Annotated in this window: 16 protein-coding genes; 8 read left to right on the forward strand and 8 right to left on the reverse strand. The window is 65.6% G+C overall.

Features of this window, described 5'->3' with window-relative positions; translation table 11 throughout:
• Position 1: 1 nt before the first annotated feature.
• Entirely contained in the window at positions 2–442 is a 441-nt protein-coding gene (gene mce, locus LDB29_RS07195) for a methylmalonyl-CoA epimerase (protein WP_025547355.1), read from the reverse strand.
• A 114-nt stretch (positions 443–556) separates the two neighbouring features.
• Positions 557–2089 (reverse strand): acyl-CoA carboxylase subunit beta, encoded by a 1533-nt coding sequence (locus LDB29_RS07200; protein ID WP_025547356.1) that lies wholly within the window; start codon positions 2087–2089, stop codon positions 557–559.
• A gap of 121 nt (positions 2090–2210) precedes the next feature.
• Between LDB29_RS07200 and LDB29_RS07205 the strand changes: the two genes are divergently transcribed.
• A complete protein-coding gene (locus LDB29_RS07205; protein ID WP_025547357.1) occupies positions 2211–3626 on the forward strand; it encodes a short-chain fatty acyl-CoA regulator family protein in 1416 nt (471 codons plus the stop codon).
• A 37-nt stretch (positions 3627–3663) separates the two neighbouring features.
• Here the strand turns inward: LDB29_RS07205 and LDB29_RS07210 are convergent, their stop codons facing one another.
• Positions 3664–4560, reverse strand: coding sequence for a LysR family transcriptional regulator (locus LDB29_RS07210; RefSeq protein WP_025547359.1), 897 nt, complete (start codon positions 4558–4560; stop codon positions 3664–3666).
• A 108-nt stretch (positions 4561–4668) separates the two neighbouring features.
• Between LDB29_RS07210 and LDB29_RS07215 the strand changes: the two genes are divergently transcribed.
• Entirely contained in the window at positions 4669–5454 is a 786-nt protein-coding gene (locus tag LDB29_RS07215; RefSeq protein WP_025547360.1) for an SDR family NAD(P)-dependent oxidoreductase, read from the forward strand.
• 89 nt (positions 5455–5543) lie between these two features.
• On the forward strand, positions 5544–6251 hold the full coding sequence (locus LDB29_RS07220; RefSeq protein WP_048578029.1) for a 2OG-Fe dioxygenase family protein: 708 nt from the start codon (positions 5544–5546) through the stop codon (positions 6249–6251).
• A 3-nt stretch (positions 6252–6254) separates the two neighbouring features.
• On the opposite strand, the gene gor is transcribed toward LDB29_RS07220, so the two are convergent.
• The gene (gene gor, locus LDB29_RS07225; protein WP_025547364.1) at positions 6255–7601 is read right to left on the reverse strand and encodes a glutathione-disulfide reductase; all 1347 of its coding nucleotides are present in this window, start codon (positions 7599–7601) and stop codon (positions 6255–6257) included.
• Between the two features lie 164 nt (positions 7602–7765).
• Positions 7766–9271 carry a glucose-6-phosphate isomerase gene (pgi, locus tag LDB29_RS07230; RefSeq protein ID WP_025547365.1) on the reverse strand — a complete coding sequence of 502 codons (1506 nt, stop codon included), beginning with the start codon at positions 9269–9271 and terminating at the stop codon, positions 7766–7768.
• Positions 9272–9505: 234 nt separating this feature from the next.
• Here pgi and lepB point away from each other — a divergent pair, with 234 nt between their 5' ends.
• From lepB to era, 4 genes are all read left to right on the forward strand, one after another.
• Positions 9506–10327: a signal peptidase I gene (lepB, locus tag LDB29_RS07235; protein ID WP_025547367.1), complete on the forward strand. Its 822-nt coding sequence runs from the start codon at positions 9506–9508 to the stop codon at positions 10325–10327.
• A complete protein-coding gene (rnc, locus tag LDB29_RS07240; RefSeq protein WP_048578033.1) occupies positions 10282–10995 on the forward strand; it encodes a ribonuclease III in 714 nt (237 codons plus the stop codon). The genes lepB and rnc overlap by 46 nt, the downstream gene beginning before the upstream one ends.
• A 79-nt stretch (positions 10996–11074) precedes the next feature.
• The gene (locus LDB29_RS07245; protein ID WP_099185773.1) at positions 11075–11362 is read left to right on the forward strand and encodes a GIY-YIG nuclease family protein; all 288 of its coding nucleotides are present in this window, start codon (positions 11075–11077) and stop codon (positions 11360–11362) included.
• A 36-nt stretch (positions 11363–11398) separates the two neighbouring features.
• Positions 11399–12307, forward strand: coding sequence for a GTPase Era (era, locus tag LDB29_RS07250; RefSeq protein ID WP_025547371.1), 909 nt, complete (start codon positions 11399–11401; stop codon positions 12305–12307).
• Positions 12308–12424: 117 nt separating this feature from the next.
• On the opposite strand, the gene topA is transcribed toward era, so the two are convergent.
• The 3 genes from topA to plsY form a co-directional block, all read right to left on the reverse strand.
• Positions 12425–14977: a type I DNA topoisomerase gene (gene topA / locus LDB29_RS07255; protein ID WP_099185772.1), complete on the reverse strand. Its 2553-nt coding sequence runs from the start codon at positions 14975–14977 to the stop codon at positions 12425–12427.
• A gap of 113 nt (positions 14978–15090) precedes the next feature.
• Positions 15091–16173, reverse strand: coding sequence for a DNA-processing protein DprA (dprA, locus tag LDB29_RS07260; protein ID WP_099185771.1), 1083 nt, complete (start codon positions 16171–16173; stop codon positions 15091–15093).
• Positions 16170–16784: a glycerol-3-phosphate 1-O-acyltransferase PlsY gene (gene plsY / locus LDB29_RS07265; RefSeq protein ID WP_037481602.1), complete on the reverse strand. Its 615-nt coding sequence runs from the start codon at positions 16782–16784 to the stop codon at positions 16170–16172. The genes dprA and plsY overlap by 4 nt, the downstream gene beginning before the upstream one ends.
• 183 nt (positions 16785–16967) lie before the next feature.
• Between plsY and murI the strand changes: the two genes are divergently transcribed.
• Complete coding sequence (gene murI, locus LDB29_RS07270) at positions 16968–17771, forward strand: glutamate racemase (RefSeq protein WP_025547377.1); 804 nt, start codon at positions 16968–16970, stop codon at positions 17769–17771.
• Positions 17772–17847: the final 76 nt, after the last annotated feature.

Genomic DNA, 17847 nt, shown 5'->3' on the forward strand with positions numbered 1-17847 from the left:
ATCAATGCGCGCCTTCCTTGGGCGTTTCCATGATTTCGGTCAGCACCCCGTTCATGTCCCTGGGATGGACGAAGAAGATCAGCGTCCCATGCGCCCCGATGCGGGGCTCGCCCAGCACCTTCTTGCCCAGCCCCTCGAACCACGCCTTGGCTTCATGAATGTCGGGCACTTCATAGCACATATGATGCTGCCCGCCCGCCGGGTTCTTGGCGATGAAGCCGTGAATGGGCGAGTTTTCGCCCAAGGGTTCGATCAGTTCGATCTGCGTGCCGGCGGTGCCGTTCTCGCCCGGCGTATCCACGAAGCAGACCTTCACCCCCTGCGCCGGCAGGTCGAACGGCTCATGCGCGATGGTCGCGCCCATGACGTCGCGATAATAGGCAATCGATGCTTCCAGCGAGGGTGTCGCCACGCCGATATGATTGAGACGGCCGAGTTTCATAACGTCATTCCCAACTTCGTCATTCCCGCGACGGCGGGAATCCATCTCCCGCCCTCTCCCCGGATATGATGTCCGGAGAGGGTTCCCCGCCCGCGCGGGGATGACGGATTCACCTTAGAGCGGAATATTGTCGTGCTTCTTCCAGGGGTTCTCCAAAGCCTTGTTCCGCAGCTTGCGCAGTCCCAGGGCGATCCGCTTCCGGGTCGAATGCGGCTGGATCACCTCGTCGATGAAGCCCTTGCCCGCCGCCACGAAGGGGTTGGCGAAGCGGTCCTCATATTCCTTGGTCTTTTCCGCGATCTCTTCGGGCGTCTTGCCCCGGAAGATGATCTCCACCGCGCCCTTGGCTCCCATCACCGCGATTTCGGCGGTGGGCCAGGCATAGTTGAGGTCGCCCCGCAGATGCTTGGAGGACATGACGTCATAGGCCCCGCCATAGGCCTTGCGCGTGATCACGGTGATCTTCGGCACGGTCGCCTCGGCATAGGCGAACAGCAGCTTCGCGCCATGCTTGATGATGCCCGAATGCTCCTGCGCCGTCCCGGGAAGGAAGCCGGGCACGTCGACGAAGGTCACGATCGGAATCTCGAACGCATCGCAGAAGCGCACAAAGCGCCCGGCTTTCTTGGACGAGTTGATGTCCAGCACCCCGGCAAGTACCATCGGCTGGTTCGCGATGACGCCCACCGTCTTGCCCTCGACCCGGCCGAAGCCGCAGATGATGTTGCCCGCATGGGCGGGCTGCACCTCGAAGAAGTCGCCCTCGTCCACCACCTTGCGGATCAGCTCATGCATGTCATAGGGCTGGTTCGCATTGGCGGGGACCAAAGTGTCCAGGCTGTCCTCGATCCGGTCCCACGGATCGGCGCTCGGCCGCTCCGGCACCGGCTCCTTGTTGGACGCCGGCAGGAAGTCCACGAAATCGCGCACCGCCAGCAGCGCCTCGATGTCGTTCTCGAACGCAAGGTCGGCCACGCCCGATTTGGTGGTATGCGTCACCGCCCCGCCCAGTTCCTCCTGCGTCACGACCTCGTTGGTGACGGTCTTCACCACGTCCGGGCCGGTCACGAACATGAAGCTCGAATCCTTCACCATGAAGATGAAGTCGGTCATCGCCGGCGAATAGACCGCGCCGCCCGCGCACGGCCCCATGATCACGCTGATCTGCGGCACCACGCCCGACGCCAGCACATTGCGCTGGAAAATCTCGGCATAGCCCGCCAGCGAAGCCACGCCTTCCTGGATGCGCGCGCCGCCCGAGTCATTGAGGCCGATAACGGGAGCGCCCACCTTCAGCGCCATGTCCATGATCTTGCAGATCTTCATCGCGTGCCGTTCCGACACCGCGCCGCCATAGACGGTGAAGTCCTGGCTGAAGACATAGACCAGCCGGCCGTTGATGGTGCCCGATCCGGTGACGACGCCGTCGCCGGGGATATGCTGCCCGTCCATGCCGAAGTCGATGCAGTTGTGCTCGACATACATGTCCAGCTCCTCGAAGCTGTCCTCGTCCAGCAGCACGTCCAGCCGCTCCCGCGCGGTCAGCTTGCCCTTGGCATGCTGCGCGTCGATGCGGCGCTGTCCGCCGCCCAGACGCGCGGCCTCCCGCTTGGCTTCGAGCTGTTCGATGATGGCGAGCTTCGACATATCAGGCTTTTCTCCGGCTTGTCGCGGACGTCTATGTCCGCCCCTTCCCAATCTTTCCGCATTTTCGCAAATGCAATTTTGCCAATTTGCAAATCGCGATTTTGCAAATTATGGACGATCCATGGCTCGTGGCAATCGAATCTTCGCAGGACCGCGCCTGCGCCAACTCCGTCTCGACCATCGCATGGACCAGGCGACCATGGCCCAGGCCCTTGGCATATCGGTATCCTATCTCAGCCAGCTTGAGAATGACGACCGCCCCCTGACGGCCAAGGTCAAGGCGGCCGTCGCCAGCGCCTTTCCCACCGACTGGGCCAGCTTCGACAGCCGGGAGGAGGAACAGCTTCTGGGCGCCTTCACCTTCGCCCTCGCCCATCCCGAACTGCCCGGCGTGCCGATGGAGCCGGAACGGATCGAGAAGCTGCACCTGCATTTCCCCGAATTCGCGGCGCGCTATGTCGACCTCTACAATGCCCATATGCGCGCCAATGAACGCATCAACATGATCGAGGAGGCCATAGCCAACGATCATGCGGTGCAGGCCCGCCTGCCCTGGGAAGCGGCGCGCGACTGGTTCCACGAAGCGGGCAATTACGTCCATGTCCTTGACTGTCTGGCGGAGGACATGGCCGCCAGCTTCACCGCCGGCCAGACGCTGGACGAAGGCATGCTGGTGGAGGCGCTGGCCCGCCGCCACGGCATCGAAACGCTGATCGCGGAAACGCCGGATTCCGCGCTCCGCTCCTATACCAGCAGCGAAAAGCGCCTGTTCGTGAACGCGGCCCTGCCCACCGAAAGCCGCAAATTCATGCTCGCCCACCAGTTGATGATGCTGGAGGGGCAGGCCGTGATCGCCGACGTGGTCAACAGGGCGGCGCTGCCCGTGCCCGGCGCGGACCGGCTGCTCGCCATCGGCCTCGCCAATTATGCGGCGGGGGCGCTGCTGATGCCCTATGCCCCCTTCCGCGAAGCCGCCCGCGAAGTCCGCCATGACATAGACCGTCTCGCGCGCCGCTTCGGCGTCAGCTTCGAACAGGCCTGCCACCGCCTTTCAACGCTGCAAAGGCCCGGCCTGCGGGGCATCCCCTTCTTCTTCTGCCGCGTCGACATGGCGGGCAACATCACCAAGCGCCACAGCGCCACCCGCCTGCAATTCGCCCGCTTCGGCGGCGCCTGCCCCTTATGGAACGTCCATGAAGCGGTCGCCGTCCCCGACCGGATCAACGTGCAACTGGGCGAAACGCCCGACGGCGTCCGCTATGTGTCCATGGCGAAGGGTCTGGTTAAACCCTCCGGCAGCTACAGCCGCACGCCGCGCCGCTTCGCCGTCGTGCTGGGCTGCGAAATCGCGCATGCCGCCAATTTCGTCTATGCCGACGGCCTGCAACTGGAGGTGGAGGGCGCGGCGACCCCGATCGGCATCACCTGCCGCCTCTGCCCCCGCCAGAGCTGCGACCAACGCGCCTTCCCGCCCGCGGACCGCCCGATCCGCGTCGATCCCGACAATCGCCAGATCGTGCCCTATTGGATCGGCTAAGGCACACCGCTTTCCTCGCAGCGCCCGGACCGCTGGGCTAATCCGGCAATTCCAGCTCCTCCTCCAGAAAATCGAGAAAAGCCCGCACCCGCGCCGCCAGCCGGTCCTGCGCGGAATAGAGCGCGTGAATATCCTCGCCCTCCCCCGTGCTGAAATCGCCCAGCACCTCGACCAGCCGCCCTTCCCGCACGTCGGCGGCGACGTGAAAGCGCCCGTGCCGCGCTATGCCGCCGCCCGCGATCGCCATCTGCCGCACGACCTCGCCCGAATTGCCGAAGAAACGCCCCTGCACCGGACGCTGCACCGTCCGCCCGCCGATCCGGAAGGCCCAGCTGTCCACCGATCGACGAAAGCTGAACTGCAGGCAGTCATGCCCGTCCAGATCGTCCGGCCTGAGCGGCATGCCCCGCGCAGCCAGATAGGCGGGACTGGCGACCAGCACCATGCGGCTGCGCCCCAGCTTCTTGGCGCGCAGCCGCGTATCGCGCAGCGGCCCGATCCGGATGGCGATGTCGGCCCTCTCCTCCACCAGGTCCACCACCGCATCGGATAACGCCAGATCGACCGTCACGGCCGGATGCCGGGCCAGAAAGCGGGGCAGGATCGGCAACAGGCAGTGGATGCCGAAGGATACGGAGGCATTCACCCGCAACAGCCCTCGCGGTCCCTGCTCCTCCTGCCCCAGCCTGCTTTCGACATCGGTCATTTCCGCCATCAGCGCCGACATCCGGTCGCGATAGGCGGCCCCTTCCATCGTCAGCGCCAGCGACCGCGTGGTCCGCCGCAGCAGGGTGACGCCCAGCCGCTGCTCCAGCCGGGCGATGCTGCGGCTGACGGCGGACGGCGTCAGCCGCAAGGCCCTGGCGGCGGAGGCAAGGCTGCCCTCCTGCGCCACCGCCAGAAACGTCTCTATATCCCCGAAGCGGTTGTCCATGCATCGCTCATGATCTGAAATCACTTCTATAGTGACGATGATCATTCTAATCATCAATGATCCCTTCTCCTATTTCTGCGTTCACCCACGCAGAACAGGAGTTGCCCCATGGATCTGAAACTCAACGGCAGGACCGCGCTCGTCACCGGATCGACCGCCGGGATCGGCTTTGCCATCGCCAGGCGCCTTGCCGAAGAAGGTGTGGAGGTCGTGATCACCGGCCGCAATCAGGCCAAGCTCGACGATGCGGCCACGCAGCTTGCCCAGTCCGGCAGGGTCCGCCCGATCCTGGCCGATCCCGCGACGGCGCAGGGCGCGGCCACGCTCATCGAAGCCGCTCCGGACGTCGACATCCTCGTCAACAATCTCGGCATCTACGAAGCGAAGACCTTCACCGAAATCTCCGACGAGGACTGGCATCATTTCTTCGAGGTCAACGTCGTCAGCGGCGCCCGCCTCGCCCGTCATTATTTCCCGCGCATGATCGCGAAGAACTGGGGCCGCATCATCTTCATCGCCAGCGAAAGCGCGCTGGTGATCCCCGGTGAGATGATCCACTACGGCATGACCAAGACCGCCCAGCTCGCCATCGCCCGCGGCCTGGCCGAACAGACGCGCGGCACCGGCGTGACGGTGAATACGGTGTTGCCCGGCCCCACCCGTTCGGAAGGGATCGTCGACTTCATCCAGTCGGTGGTCGAGAACAAGGACGCGCCCGAGGCCGAACGCGAAGCGGAATTCTTCCGGACGCTGCGCCCGCTCTCCCTCGTCCGCCGGCTGATCGAGGCGGACGAGATCGGATCGATGGTCGCCTATCTCGCCAGCCCGCTCGCCGCCGTCACCAACGGCGCGGCGATCCGGGCGGAGGGCGGGATCGTCCCCACCATAGCCTGATAGGGGCGCCCGATATGGGCGCCCGATCCATATCCTGCTTGCGGGAACTGGCCCTGTCGCTCGTCTGCCTCTCCGGATAGGAAGGACGGATGAGCGACACGGACATTCTCATGGACACGCCCCTCCGGCACGAACTGGCGGAAGCCGGCTATGCCCGCCTGTCCGGGGCAGACCTGTTCGAACGGCTCCCCTCCGCCGGCTGGAACGCGCTCGCGCGAAGCTGGGACGATCTCGGCCCCGATCTCTATATGGCGGACGGAGGGCGCTATCGCCGCCGCCGCCACGCGACCTTCGCCTGCGAACAGGGCGTCTTCACGCGCCAACCGCACCAGCCGCATTTCCAGAGCCGCGACTATAATCCCCTGAATGGCGATGTGCAGCGCTGGTTCGATCCCGTCGAGCAAGGCACCATCGACAATAGCGCGATGCAGGCGATCTTCGCCTTCTGCGCGCGCAGCTTCCCCCTGACCGGACGGCAGCATGTCGAACTCCACCAGTTCCGCATAGAGGCCCGCACCGGGGAACTGGGCCGCCCCACGCCGGAGGGCATGCACCGCGACGGCGTGGACTGGGTCTTCGTCATGCTGGTCGAACGCCGCAACGTCCGCGAAGGCGTCACCCGCATCGGCACGCCGGAGGGCGGCGCATTGGGCGAATTCACCCTTGCCCGCCCGGGGGACGCGGTGCTGATCGACGACCACCGCATCATGCACGGCGTCACCGAAATCCACGCGGTCGACCCGGCGCAACCCGCCTGGCGCGACGCTCTCGTCCTCACCTTCGCGGCCGGCGCCTGAGCCCTATTTCAACAGCACCAGCTCCTCGGCCATGCTCGGATGCAGGGCGACGGTGTCGTCGAACTCCTGCTTGGTGAGGCCGGCCTTCACCGCAATCGCCGCCGCCTGAAGGATTTCCGGCGCATCCGGCCCGATCATGTGCAGCCCGACCACGCGATTGGTCGTCGCGTCCACCACCATCTTGTAGAGCGCCCGCTCGTCCCGCCCGGCCAGCACATTCTTCATCGGCCGGAAGTCGGAGGTATAGACCTTCACCGTCCCATATTTGTTCTTCGCCTGCGCCTCGGTCAGCCCCACGCCCGCCAGCGGCGGATGGCTGAACACGGCGGAGGGCACGCAATCATAATCGACCGTGCGCGGATTGTCCCCGAACACCGTATCCGCAAAGGCGTGCCCCTCGCGGATCGCGACCGGGGTGAGCTGCATCCGGTCGGTGACGTCGCCCACCGCATAGATGCTCTCGCAGCTCGTGCGGCTATATTCATCGACCTTGATCGCGCCCTTGTCGCTCAGTTCGACCCCGGCATTCTCCAGCCCCAGCCCATCGACATGCGGCTTGCGCCCGGTCGCGAAGACTAGCAGGTCGCAGGCGATCGGATCGCCGCTCCTGAACCGGACGCACAGCGTGCCGTCCTCATTCTTCTCGATCTTCTCCATCTCGGCGTTGAAGCGGAAATTGATCCCCTTCATCGTCGAAATCTGGAGCAGCCGGTCGCGGATCTGCTCGTCATAGCCGCGCAGCAGGGTGTTGGACCGGTTGACGATCGTCACATGGCTGCCGAACTGGTGGAAGATGCCCGCAAATTCATTGGCGATATAGCCGCCGCCGACAATCACGATCCGCTTCGGGCATTCCTCCAGGTGGAACAGTTCATTGGACGTCACGCCATGCTCCGCCCCCTCGATGTCGGGAACGATGGGCCAGGCGCCGGTCGAAACCAGGATATATCTGGCCGTGACCTCGCGCCCGCTGGCCAGCTTCACGCCATGCGGCCCGGTGATCGTCGCCCGCTCGGGGATCAGTTCGACCTCATGGCTGTCCAGCGTGTTCTTGTAGAGGCCCTCCAGCCGGTCGACATCGGCCAGCACATTGTCGCGCAGCGTCGTCCATTCGAAGCCGCAATCGGGCACATTCCAGCCGAAGCGCCGCGCATCCTTCAGATCCTCGGCAAAATGCGCGCCATAGATGAGCAGCTTCTTGGGCACGCAGCCGCGAATGACGCAGGTGCCGCCGACCCGATATTCCTCGGCCACCGCCACCTTCGCGCCATGCGCCGCCGCCACGCGCGAAGCCCGCACGCCGCCGGATCCCGCCCCGATGACGAAAAGGTCGAAGTCGTAATTGCTCATCCATCCCTCCGCTAGATTGCGCCCGCATATGGAGCGTCCCCAGCGGAGTTACAAACCAGAATCTTCTTTCTCCCCTCCCGCAGGCGGGAGGGGCCGGGGGTGGGCGCGAGCAAAGCGCGCCTTCCAACGCCACCCCCCTCCCACAAACGGGAGGGATTCATTCGTCAAACCCCACCCAAAGCCAGATCGATCAAAGCCATGGTCGAAGGATCGAACCCCTTCGGCCCCTCCGCCTCGATGGACCTGGCGATTTCCTTGCCCAGCTCGACACCGAACTGATCGAACGGATTGATCCCCATCAGCACCGCATTGGCAAAGGTCCGATGCTCGTAGAAAGCGATCAGCGCCCCCAGAACCTCCGGCGTCACATCGTCCAGCAATATGGTGGTCGAAGGCCGGTTCCCTGGATAGGCCCGCGCCGGATCGGCCTCATTATCCTTGCCCCGCAGCAAAGCCGCGCCCTGCGCGAAGCAGTTCACCAGCAAGGCCCGATGATGCGCCGGATCGAGCGCATGGCCCGGATCGATGGAAGCGATGAACTCCACCGGCGTCAGGATCGTCCCCTGATGCAGCAACTGGAACACGGCATGCTGCGCGTCCGTGCCGACGCCGCCCCAGGTGATCGCCGCCGTCGGTCCATCGACGGGCTTGCCGTCGCGCGTCACGCTCTTGCCGTTGCTCTCCATCTCCAGTTGCTGGAGATAGGAGGGCAGCAGCCGCAGCCTTTCGTCATAGGCGAACAGCGCCCGCGTCTGGCATCCCAGCACCCGCGCATAATATTGGTCGACAAAGGCGGCGATCAGCGGCGCGTTCTGCCTGGGGTCGCTCAGCCGGAAATGCCGGTCCATCGCCGCCGCGCCTTCCAGCAGGCTCTCGAACGCATCCCATCCCAGCGCCAGCGCCGCCGGAAACCCGATGGAGGACCAGAGCGAATAACGCCCGCCCACGCTCTCCGCGAAGGGCAGCACGCGCGTCTCGTCCACGCCCCATTCGATCGCCTTGTCGGGCGATGCGGTCAGCGCGATCACCCGGCCATAGGGGTCTTCCACCCCCGCCTCAACCATCCAGTTGATCGCGCTCGCCGCGTTCAGCATGGTCTCCGTGGTGGTGAAGGTCTTCGAAGCCACAGCGATCAGCGTCGCCTCCGGATCGAAGCGCGAAATCGCCCGCTCCAGCGCCGTGCCGTCGACATTAGACACGATGGCGACGTCATAGCGCGCTCCGTCGCCGCCCAATGCATCGACGATCAGGTCGGGCCCCAGCGCCGACCCGCCAATGCCGATATGCAGGATATGCCGGACCGGCCCCAGCGCCTCGCCCTCTATGGCGTCGATCAACGCCCGCATCCGCGCATGGAACATCTTGGCCCGCGCCACGCTATCGGCATTGCCCTCGCCCCGCTCGGCGGGATGCTCGGCGGCGCGGCCCTCGGTGTTGTTCACCGCCTCGCCCGCGAACAAGGCGTCCCGCTGCGCGGCAAAGCCCTTTTCCTCGGCCAGCGCCAGGAATCCCTCGAACAGCTCGTCGGTCAGATGCGTTTTCGACCAATCGAAGCGCACGGGCCCCTGGCGCAGGGTGAACTTGCTCAGCCGGTCGGGATCGGTGGTGAAGATGGACTTGAGATCGGCCTGGGGAAGAGCCGCGAGCGCTGCCAGTGCAGGGCTGGACATTGGGACATATCCTCTTGTTTTGCCGTTGATCGATACCGACGCTGCACCTGTCGATTCTTGCCCATCCTAGCCAAGTCGTTCCGCTATTGCACCGTTCGAGGGGAAAAATCGGGCTGCGGAGCAGCATGAAGTGACAACCCGTTGGTCTCTAGCCCGCTTGACGGCGGCTTTACTAACCCGCAAAAGCCGCGACGGCCTGTTTTCAGGGCGAATTGAAGGAAAAGACGACCAAGCATGAGCGCAAAATCCGAAACGCGGGATTTCCTCTGGTTTCTCGCAAAGCTGGCGGTGTTCGTCTTCGTCCTTCGCAGCTTCATCGTGTCGCCCTTCAACATCCCGTCGGAATCGATGCAGCCGCGCCTGCTGATCGGGGATTATCTGCTGGTGGCGAAATGGCCCTATGGCTATTCGCGCTATTCGCTGCCCTTCGGCATACCGCTGATCCCCGGCCGCATCTTCGCCTCGACGCCGCAGCGCGGCGACGTGGTGGTGTTCAAGGCGCCGCCGAACCAGAAGAACGACTATATCAAGCGCGTCATCGGCCTGCCCGGCGACATGATCTCCGTGCGCGGGGGCACCGTCTATCTGAACGGTCAGGCCATTCCGAAGCAGAAGGTGGCCGACCTCGTCATACCGGTGACGCCCAATATGGAGGATGCGGCGGCGAAGGAAGGCAGTCCGTCCCCCTGCTACCGCCCGAAGTTCGAGGAGGCCGTACCCGGCGGCCGCCAGTGCCGCTACCCCCAATATCGGGAGACGCTGCCGGGCGGCAAAAGCTACAATGTCCTCGACCTGGTGCCGGACGGCGCGGCCGACGACCGCGACACGGTGGTGGTGCCCGAAGGCCATCTCTTCATGATGGGCGACAATCGCGACCGCAGCGCGGATAGCCGCTTCCCGGCGGTCGACGGCGGCGGCATCGGCCTGGTTCCTGAGGAAAATCTGGTCGGCAAGGCGATGATCTCCGTCTTCTCGACCGACGGCAGCGCCAACTGGCTGCTGCCCTGGACATGGGTGTCCGCCGCGCGCTGGAGCCGCATCGGGGAAGGCTTTTGACGAAACCCGACACCGAAGGCTGGCTGAGCGCCCTGATCGGCCGCGCGCCGAAGGACCCGGCCGCCTTCAACCAGGCGCTGACCCATGGCAGCGCCCATGCGGTGAATTATGAACGGCTGGAATTTCTAGGCGACCGCATCCTCGGCCTGCTGATCGCGGAGTGGCTCTACGACCGCTTTTCGGGCGAACCCGAAGGCAAGCTTTCCCGCCGCTTCAACGCGCTGGTTTCCGGCGAGACCTGCGCAGAAGTCGCCCGCAGCGCCGGGGTTCCGGCTCATCTGGTGCTCGGCAAGCAGGCCCGCGACGATGGCGCCGCCGACAGCGACAATGTGCTGGGCGACGTCATGGAGGCGCTGATCGGCGCGCTCTATCTGGAGGGCGGTCTGGAGGAGGCCCGCACCCTCGTACGCCGTCTCTGGGCCGACCGCGTCGACACCCAGTCCAGCGCGCCCAAACACCCCAAGTCCGCGCTCCAGGAATGGGCGGCAGCCAACAAGCGCAAACCGCCGGAATATGCGATGACCGACCGCTCCGGACCCCACCACGCCCTGAAATTCACGGTAACGGTCAGCATCAAGGGCGCAGGCGAAGCAAGCGCGACGGGCGGCTCCAAGCAGGAAGCGGAAACCGCAGCGGCAAAGGCCCTGCTGGACAAACTGACCGCGTAAACCGCCCACAACTAAGTCCAAAACCCCACCCCGTTCGCCCTGAGCCTGTCGAAGGGCTTTTCTTTCTTCTGGAACGACATTGCCCTTCTGGACCTACCTCCTCCACTGCGCCGACCGCAGCTTCTACACCGGCCACACCGACAATCTCCAAACCCGCATCGCGCAACATGAGGCAGGCGCAATCCCTGGCCACACCCAAAACCGCCGCCCGATAAAACTGGTCTGGTCGCAAGAGTTCGGAACCCGTATGGAGGCGCTGGAAGCAGAGCGCCAAATCAAGGGCTGGAGCCGGGCCAAGAAACTTGCGCTCATCCGCGAGGATTGGAAACTCATCTCCACCTTGGCGCGCTCGAACCAGGAAAAGTAAAGCCCTTCGACAGGCTCAGGGCGAACGGAGTTAAATTTGGAAGGTTCAGAAGTTCAGCAACATTGCGGCGTCATCGCCATAGTCGGCGCCCCGAACGCTGGCAAATCCACGCTGGTCAACGCGCTGGTAGGCCAGAAGGTGGCGATCACCAGCCCCAAGGCGCAGACCACCCGCACCCGCGTCATGGGCGTGGCGATCGAGGGCGACGCGCAGATGGTGCTGGTCGACACCCCCGGCATCTTCGCCCCCAAGCGCCGCCTTGACCGCGCCATGGTGCAGGCCGCATGGGGCGGCGCGCAAGGGGCCGACCTGATCGCGCTGGTCGTCGACGGCAAGGCGGGCCTCGGCGCCAAGATGGAACCGATCATCAGCGCCCTCGCCGCCCGGCCGGAGAGGAAATGGCTGATCCTCAACAAGGTCGACATCGCCATCAAGGAAAAGCTGCTGGTCCACACCCAGCGGCTCTACGAACAGCTCGACATAGCGGAGACCTTCTTCGTCAGCGCGGCGACCGGCGACGGCCTTCCCGAACTCAAGACCGCCTTCGCCAGGGCTATGCCCGAAGGCCCCTGGCACTTCCCGGAGGATCAGGTTTCCGACGCCACCGACCGCATGCTGGCGGCGGAGATCACGCGCGAACAGCTCTATCACCAGCTCCACGCCGAACTCCCCTATGCCGCCGCCGTCGACACGGAAAAATATAGCGAGCGCGAGGACGGATCGGTCGAAATCCACCAGCAGATCCTCGTCGGCCGCTCCAGCCAGCGCGCCATCGTGCTGGGCAAGGGCGGCCAGCGCCTCAAGGAAATCGGCTCAAAGGCCCGCGCCGAACTGGCCAGCCTGCTCGGGGTCAAGGTCCATCTCTACCTCCACGTCAAGGTGAAGGAAGATTGGGAAGACGACCGCTTCATCTACCGCGACATCGGCCTGGATTGGGTGGAGTAAGCCAACCCGCTTATCAATCAGCGTCATTCCCGCGCAGGCGGGAATCCATCACCTGACCTTGCGCCAGGCACAATTTATGGGAGATGGATTCCCGCTTTCCGGGGATGACGAGCATAATTACTCCGCCGCTACCTTCTTCTTCGCAGGCGCCTTCTTGGCGGCAGGCTTCTTAGCTCCAGCTTTTTTCGCCGGCGCCTTCTTCCCCTTCTTCGCAGGCGCCGCCGCAGCCCGCGCATCGATCAGTTGCGCAGCCTCCTCCAGCGTCAGGGCATCCTGCTCGATGGTCTTGGGCAGCGTCGCATTGGTCGTGCCATCGGTCACATAGGGACCATAGCGCCCCGCCATCAGCTTGATCTCCGCTTCGGTGCGCGGATGCTTGCCCAGCACCTTCAGCGGCTCCCGCGACGAAGACCCACGCCCGCCCTTGTTCGCCGCATCGGCCAGCTTGGCCACGGCGCTGTTCATCCCCACCTCGAAAATCTCCGCGGTGGAGGACAGCCGCCCATATTTGCCGTCATGCAGCAGATAGGGCCCGAACCGCCCGATATTCGCCACGATGGGCTTCCCCGTCTCCGGATGCAGCCCGATCTCGCGCGGCAGGCTCAGCAGCTTCACCGCCCAGTCCAGCGTCAACTCGCCATCGGGCAAATCCTTGGGAATGGAGCCGCGCTTGGCCTCCTTGCCCTCGCCCATCTCGATATAGGGCCCGAACCGCCCGGATTTCCGGACGATGTCCTGCCCGGTCTCGGGATGCTGGCCCAGCACCTCCGGTCCCTTGTCCTCGCCATCCTTGTCACCGCCCGGCTGCCCGAACTTGCGCGTATATTTGCACTCCGGATAGTTGGAGCAGGCGATGAACGCCCCGAACCGCCCGCCGCGCAGCGACAATTGCCCGTCGCCGCACATCGGGCAGGCACGCGGATTGGACCCGTCCGCCTTGGGCGGGAACAGCATCGGCTCCAGAAACTTGTCCAGCTCGGCCGTGATGTCGGAAGGCTTCTGCTCCATCACCTCGGCGGTCTTGGGCTTGAAGTCGCGCCAGAAGGCTTCCAGCACTGCCTGCCACTGGGCCCGCCCGCCGGAAATATCGTCCAGCTCCTCCTCCAGCCCCGCCGTGAAGTCGTAGGACACATACCGCTCGAAGAAACGCTCCAGAAAGGCCGTCACCAGCCGCCCGCTCTCCTCCGCGAAGAAGCGGTTCTTCTCGATCCGCACATAGTCGCGGTCCTTCAGCACCTGCAAAGTCGAGGCATAGGTGGAAGGCCGCCCGATCCCCAGTTCCTCCAGCTTCTTGACCAGCGACGCTTCCGAATAGCGCGGCGGCGGCTGGGTGAAATGCTGCTCCGCCGTCACCTTCTTCTTGGCAGGAGCGTCGCCCACGCCCAAGCGCGGCAGCAGCCTCGAATCATCGTCTTCCGCATCGTCGCGCCCTTCCTCATAGAGCGCCAGGAACCCCGGAAAGATCACCACCTGTCCGGTGGCGCGCAGCCCATGCTGCCCGGTCGCATCGACCAGATCGACGGTCGTCCGCTCCAGCCGCGCCGAAGCCATCTGGCTCGCCAGCGCCCGCTTGAAGATCAGGTCGTACAGCCGCGCATGGTCGCCCGACCCCACCTTGTCGCGCGAAAACTCGGTCGGACGAATGGCCTCATGCGCTTCCTGCGCATTCTTCGCCTTGGTCTGGTACTGGCGCGGCTTTTCGGGCAGATAGCCGCCGTCATAGCGCTCCGCGATCGCCTTGCGCGCGGCGGAGATGGCGCTGCCGTCCATCTGCACGCCGTCGGTCCGCATATAGGTGATCGCGCCATCCTCATAGAGCTGCTGCGCGATCCGCATCGTATGGCTGGCCGAAAAGCCCAGCTTGCGCGCCGCCTCCTGCTGCAAGGTCGAGGTCGTGAACGGCGGCGGAGGGTTGCGCGAAACCGGCTTGGTCTCGACCTTCTCGACGGTGAAGCGCCCGGCCTCCACATCCGCCTTCGCGGCCATGGCGTCGCCTTCCCTGCCGATGGTCAGCCGCTCGATCTTCTCGCCGCGCCAGCGCACCAGCCGCGCAACGAAACCCTGTCCGCCCTGCTCCATCTCGGCCGCGACCGACCAATATTCCTGCGGCACGAAGCTTTCGATCTCGCGCTCCCGGTCCACGACCAGCCGCAAGGCCACGGACTGCACCCGCCCCGCCGACTTGGCGCCGGGCAGCTTGCGCCACAGCACCGGCGACAGGGTGAAGCCCACCAGATAATCCAGCGCCCGCCGCGCCCGATAGGCGTCGATCAGATCCTCGTCCAGCGCGCGCGGCTGGGCCATCGCGTCGGTCACCGCCTGCTTGGTGATCGCGTTGAAGGTCACGCGGTCCACCTTCTGCGGCAGCGCCTTCTTCGCCCGCAGCACCTCCTGCACATGCCAGCTTATCGCCTCCCCCTCTCGATCGGGGTCGGTCGCCAGGATCAGCCGGGTCGCCTTCTTGGCTTCGTCGGCTATGGCCTTGAGCTGCTTGCCCTTGTCGCCATAATTTTCCCAACTCATGGCAAAGCCGTTGTCGGGGTCCACCGACCCGTCCTTGGGCGGCAGGTCGCGGATATGCCCATAGCTGGCCAGCACATGGAAATCGCCGCCCAGATATTTTTCGATGGTCTTCGCCTTGGCCGGCGATTCAACGATGACAAGCTGCATTCATGCCCCGGTTCAAATTGTCTCTCACGTACACGCGCGAGTCTGAAAGCTGTTTCCGCCCCCCGTCAAGCCGCAGCGATGCAGGCGGCATTCCGCACGGTCGGGACGCCCCGTCACGACAGGCTGACCTTCCCACCCGCATGCCGCTCCAGCCGGGCGGCGAGTTCCAGTTCCAGCAGCACGGTCTGCACCACGGCGGGGCCAAGGCCCGACAGCCTTATCAGTTCATCCACCGGCACGGGCGCCGGTCCCAGCAGCGCGACGACCGACGCCCGCTCCCGCTCGGCCACGTCGCCGGACGGCGGCTCGCCCGCGAAGTGGCCGCCGGGCTGCCGAACCATGCGCGGGTCGATGGCGCCGATCGCCTCGATCACGTCGGCGGCGCTCTGGACCAGCACCGCGCCCTCCCGGATCAACTGGTTGCACCCCTGGGCGCGGGGATCGAGCGGAGAGCCGGGCACCGCCATCACCTCCCGTCCCGCCTCCCCCGCCAGCCGCGCCGTGATCAGCGAACCGGACCGGGGCGCGGCTTCCACGACGAGGGTCCCCCGCGCCAGCCCGGCGATGATCCTGTTGCGCGCCGGGAACTGCCGGGCCAGCGGCTGCGTGCCCGGCGGATGCTCCGTGACCAGCAGCCCTTCCTCGGCCAGCCGCTCCTGCAGTTCCGCATTTTCGGGCGGGAAGGCGATGTCGATGCCGCAGGCGATGACGGCGATGGTGCCGCTCTCCAGCGCGCCCTGATGCGCGGCCGTATCGATCCCCCGCGCCAGCCCCGACACCACGACCGCCCCATGCTGTCCCAGATCCTGCGCCAGCATCCGGGCGAAGCGGCACGCCGCGGCGGAGGCGTTGCGCGCCCCTACCATCGCCACGCAATCCCGCGCCGCCAGCGATACGTCCCCGCGCACGATCAGGGCCGGCGGCGCGCCCTCCATCTGCTCCAGCAGGAAGGGGTAATCGGCATCGCCCATGATCAGGTAGCGGGCGCCAGCCGTCCGGCTGCGCGCGATCTCCTGCTCGACGATCTTCGCGTCCACGATGCTGGCCTTGCCGCCGCCGCGCGCCGCCAGATCGGGCACCGCGCGCAAGGCCTCGCCCGCCGTGCCGAAACGCGCCATCAACTGGCGGAAGGTGACCGGGCCGATGCGCGGCGAACGGATCAGGCGCAGGCGGTTGAACCGCTCCTGCTCGCTCATTCCCCGGCCGCCGCCTTTTTCGAAGCGCCCACCTTCGGCTCGGTTCCCCTGGCGAGCCGTGCGATATTCTCCCGGTGCCGCCACAGCACGATCAACGCGAGCGCCAGCGCAACGGGGACCAGCTCGATCCGGCCGAAGCACCACATGGCGACAGGCGCGCTGACCGCCGCGGACATGCCGCCGACCGACGACCATCTGGTTCCGAACAGCGCCCCCAGCCACACGGCCGCGAAGACGATCCCCGCCGGCCAGTACAGCGCCGTCACCACGCCCATCATGGTCGCCACGCCCTTGCCCCCGGCAAAGCGCAGCCAGACCGGATAGCAATGTCCGATAAAGGCCATGGCCCCGGCCATCGGCCCGCCACCATCGACCAGCGCCGCGCCGACCAGCACCGCCGCCGCGCCCTTCAGCAGATCGAGCAGCAGCGTCGCCGCAGCCAGCCCCTTTCGCCCGGTCCGCAGCACATTGGTCGCGCCGATATTCCCCGACCCGATCTTGCGCAGGTCGCCCGCCCCGGTGAGGCGCGTCAGCAGCAGCCCGAACGGGATGGAACCCAGCAGATAACCGATCAGCAGGACGAATGCGGGAAGTAGCCAGGGAGGAGTCATGATCTCGCCAAATTGGTTGCGGCGCGACCATAGCGTTCCCGGCGAACCGGGCAATGGCGAAGGTGACGAAATATGGGTCGGAATATCGGGGATGGGGGTTCCCGCCATCTAGCCCTTCCTCTCAAGGGGAGGGCTCTTGAGGGAAGTTGACAGGCCCGCCCCATGCCGCGACATGTCTGCCCGATGACAGTCGCACCCCATGCCCCCCTTCTTTTCTTCGATTCCGGCGTCGGCGGGCTTTCCATCCTTGGCCCGGCACGAAGCGCCCTGCCCAACGCGCCGGTCGTCTATGCCGCGGACAGCGCGGGCTTCCCCTATGGCACCAAGAGCGAGGCGGAGATCGCCGCCCGCGTGCCCGCCCTGCTCGGGCGGCTGGTGGAGCGCTACCGCCCGCGCCTCGCCGTCATCGCCTGCAACACCGCCTCCACCATCGCCCTGCCGGCGGTCCGCGCCGCGCTCGACATCCCCGTTGTCGGCACGGTACCGGCAATCAAGCCTGCCGCCCTGCTCTCGCAAAGCCGGGTATTCGGCGTGCTCGGCACCGACGCCACGGTGCGCCAGCCCTATGTCGACAGGCTCGCGGCCGAACATGGCGCCGACTGCACGGTCCTGCGCCATGGGTCGGCCGCGCTCGTCCAGCTTGCCGAGGCGAAACTGCGCGGCGAACCGCTCGATCCCGCCATTGCGCGGGACGCGCTGGCCGGCCTGTTCGACCAGCCGGGCGGCGATCGGATGGACATAGTGGTCCTCGCCTGCACGCATTTTCCGCTGGTGGAGGCCGAACTGGCCGCCGCTTCGCCCCGGCCGCTCAGATTCGTGCACGGCGGTGAAGGAATTGCGCGCCGCATCGCCTATCTGACCCAGGGGCAGCCATGGCCGTCCGAACCGCAGCCCGGAACCGCGGTCTTCACTCGCCTGGACGAGAGCGTGGAGCCACTCCGCCCAGCGCTGGAAGGCTATGGCTTGCAACGGATCGAAGGACTTTGAAGGGGTGGACCTTTGGTCCAATCGCAAGTCCTTCTATCAGTGTGATAGGTAATTCTCCCTAAGGCTGCGAGCGTTT

Source organism: Sphingobium sp. CFD-2 (assembly GCF_024611135.1).
GTDB classification, from domain to species: domain Bacteria; phylum Pseudomonadota; class Alphaproteobacteria; order Sphingomonadales; family Sphingomonadaceae; genus Sphingobium; species Sphingobium fuliginis.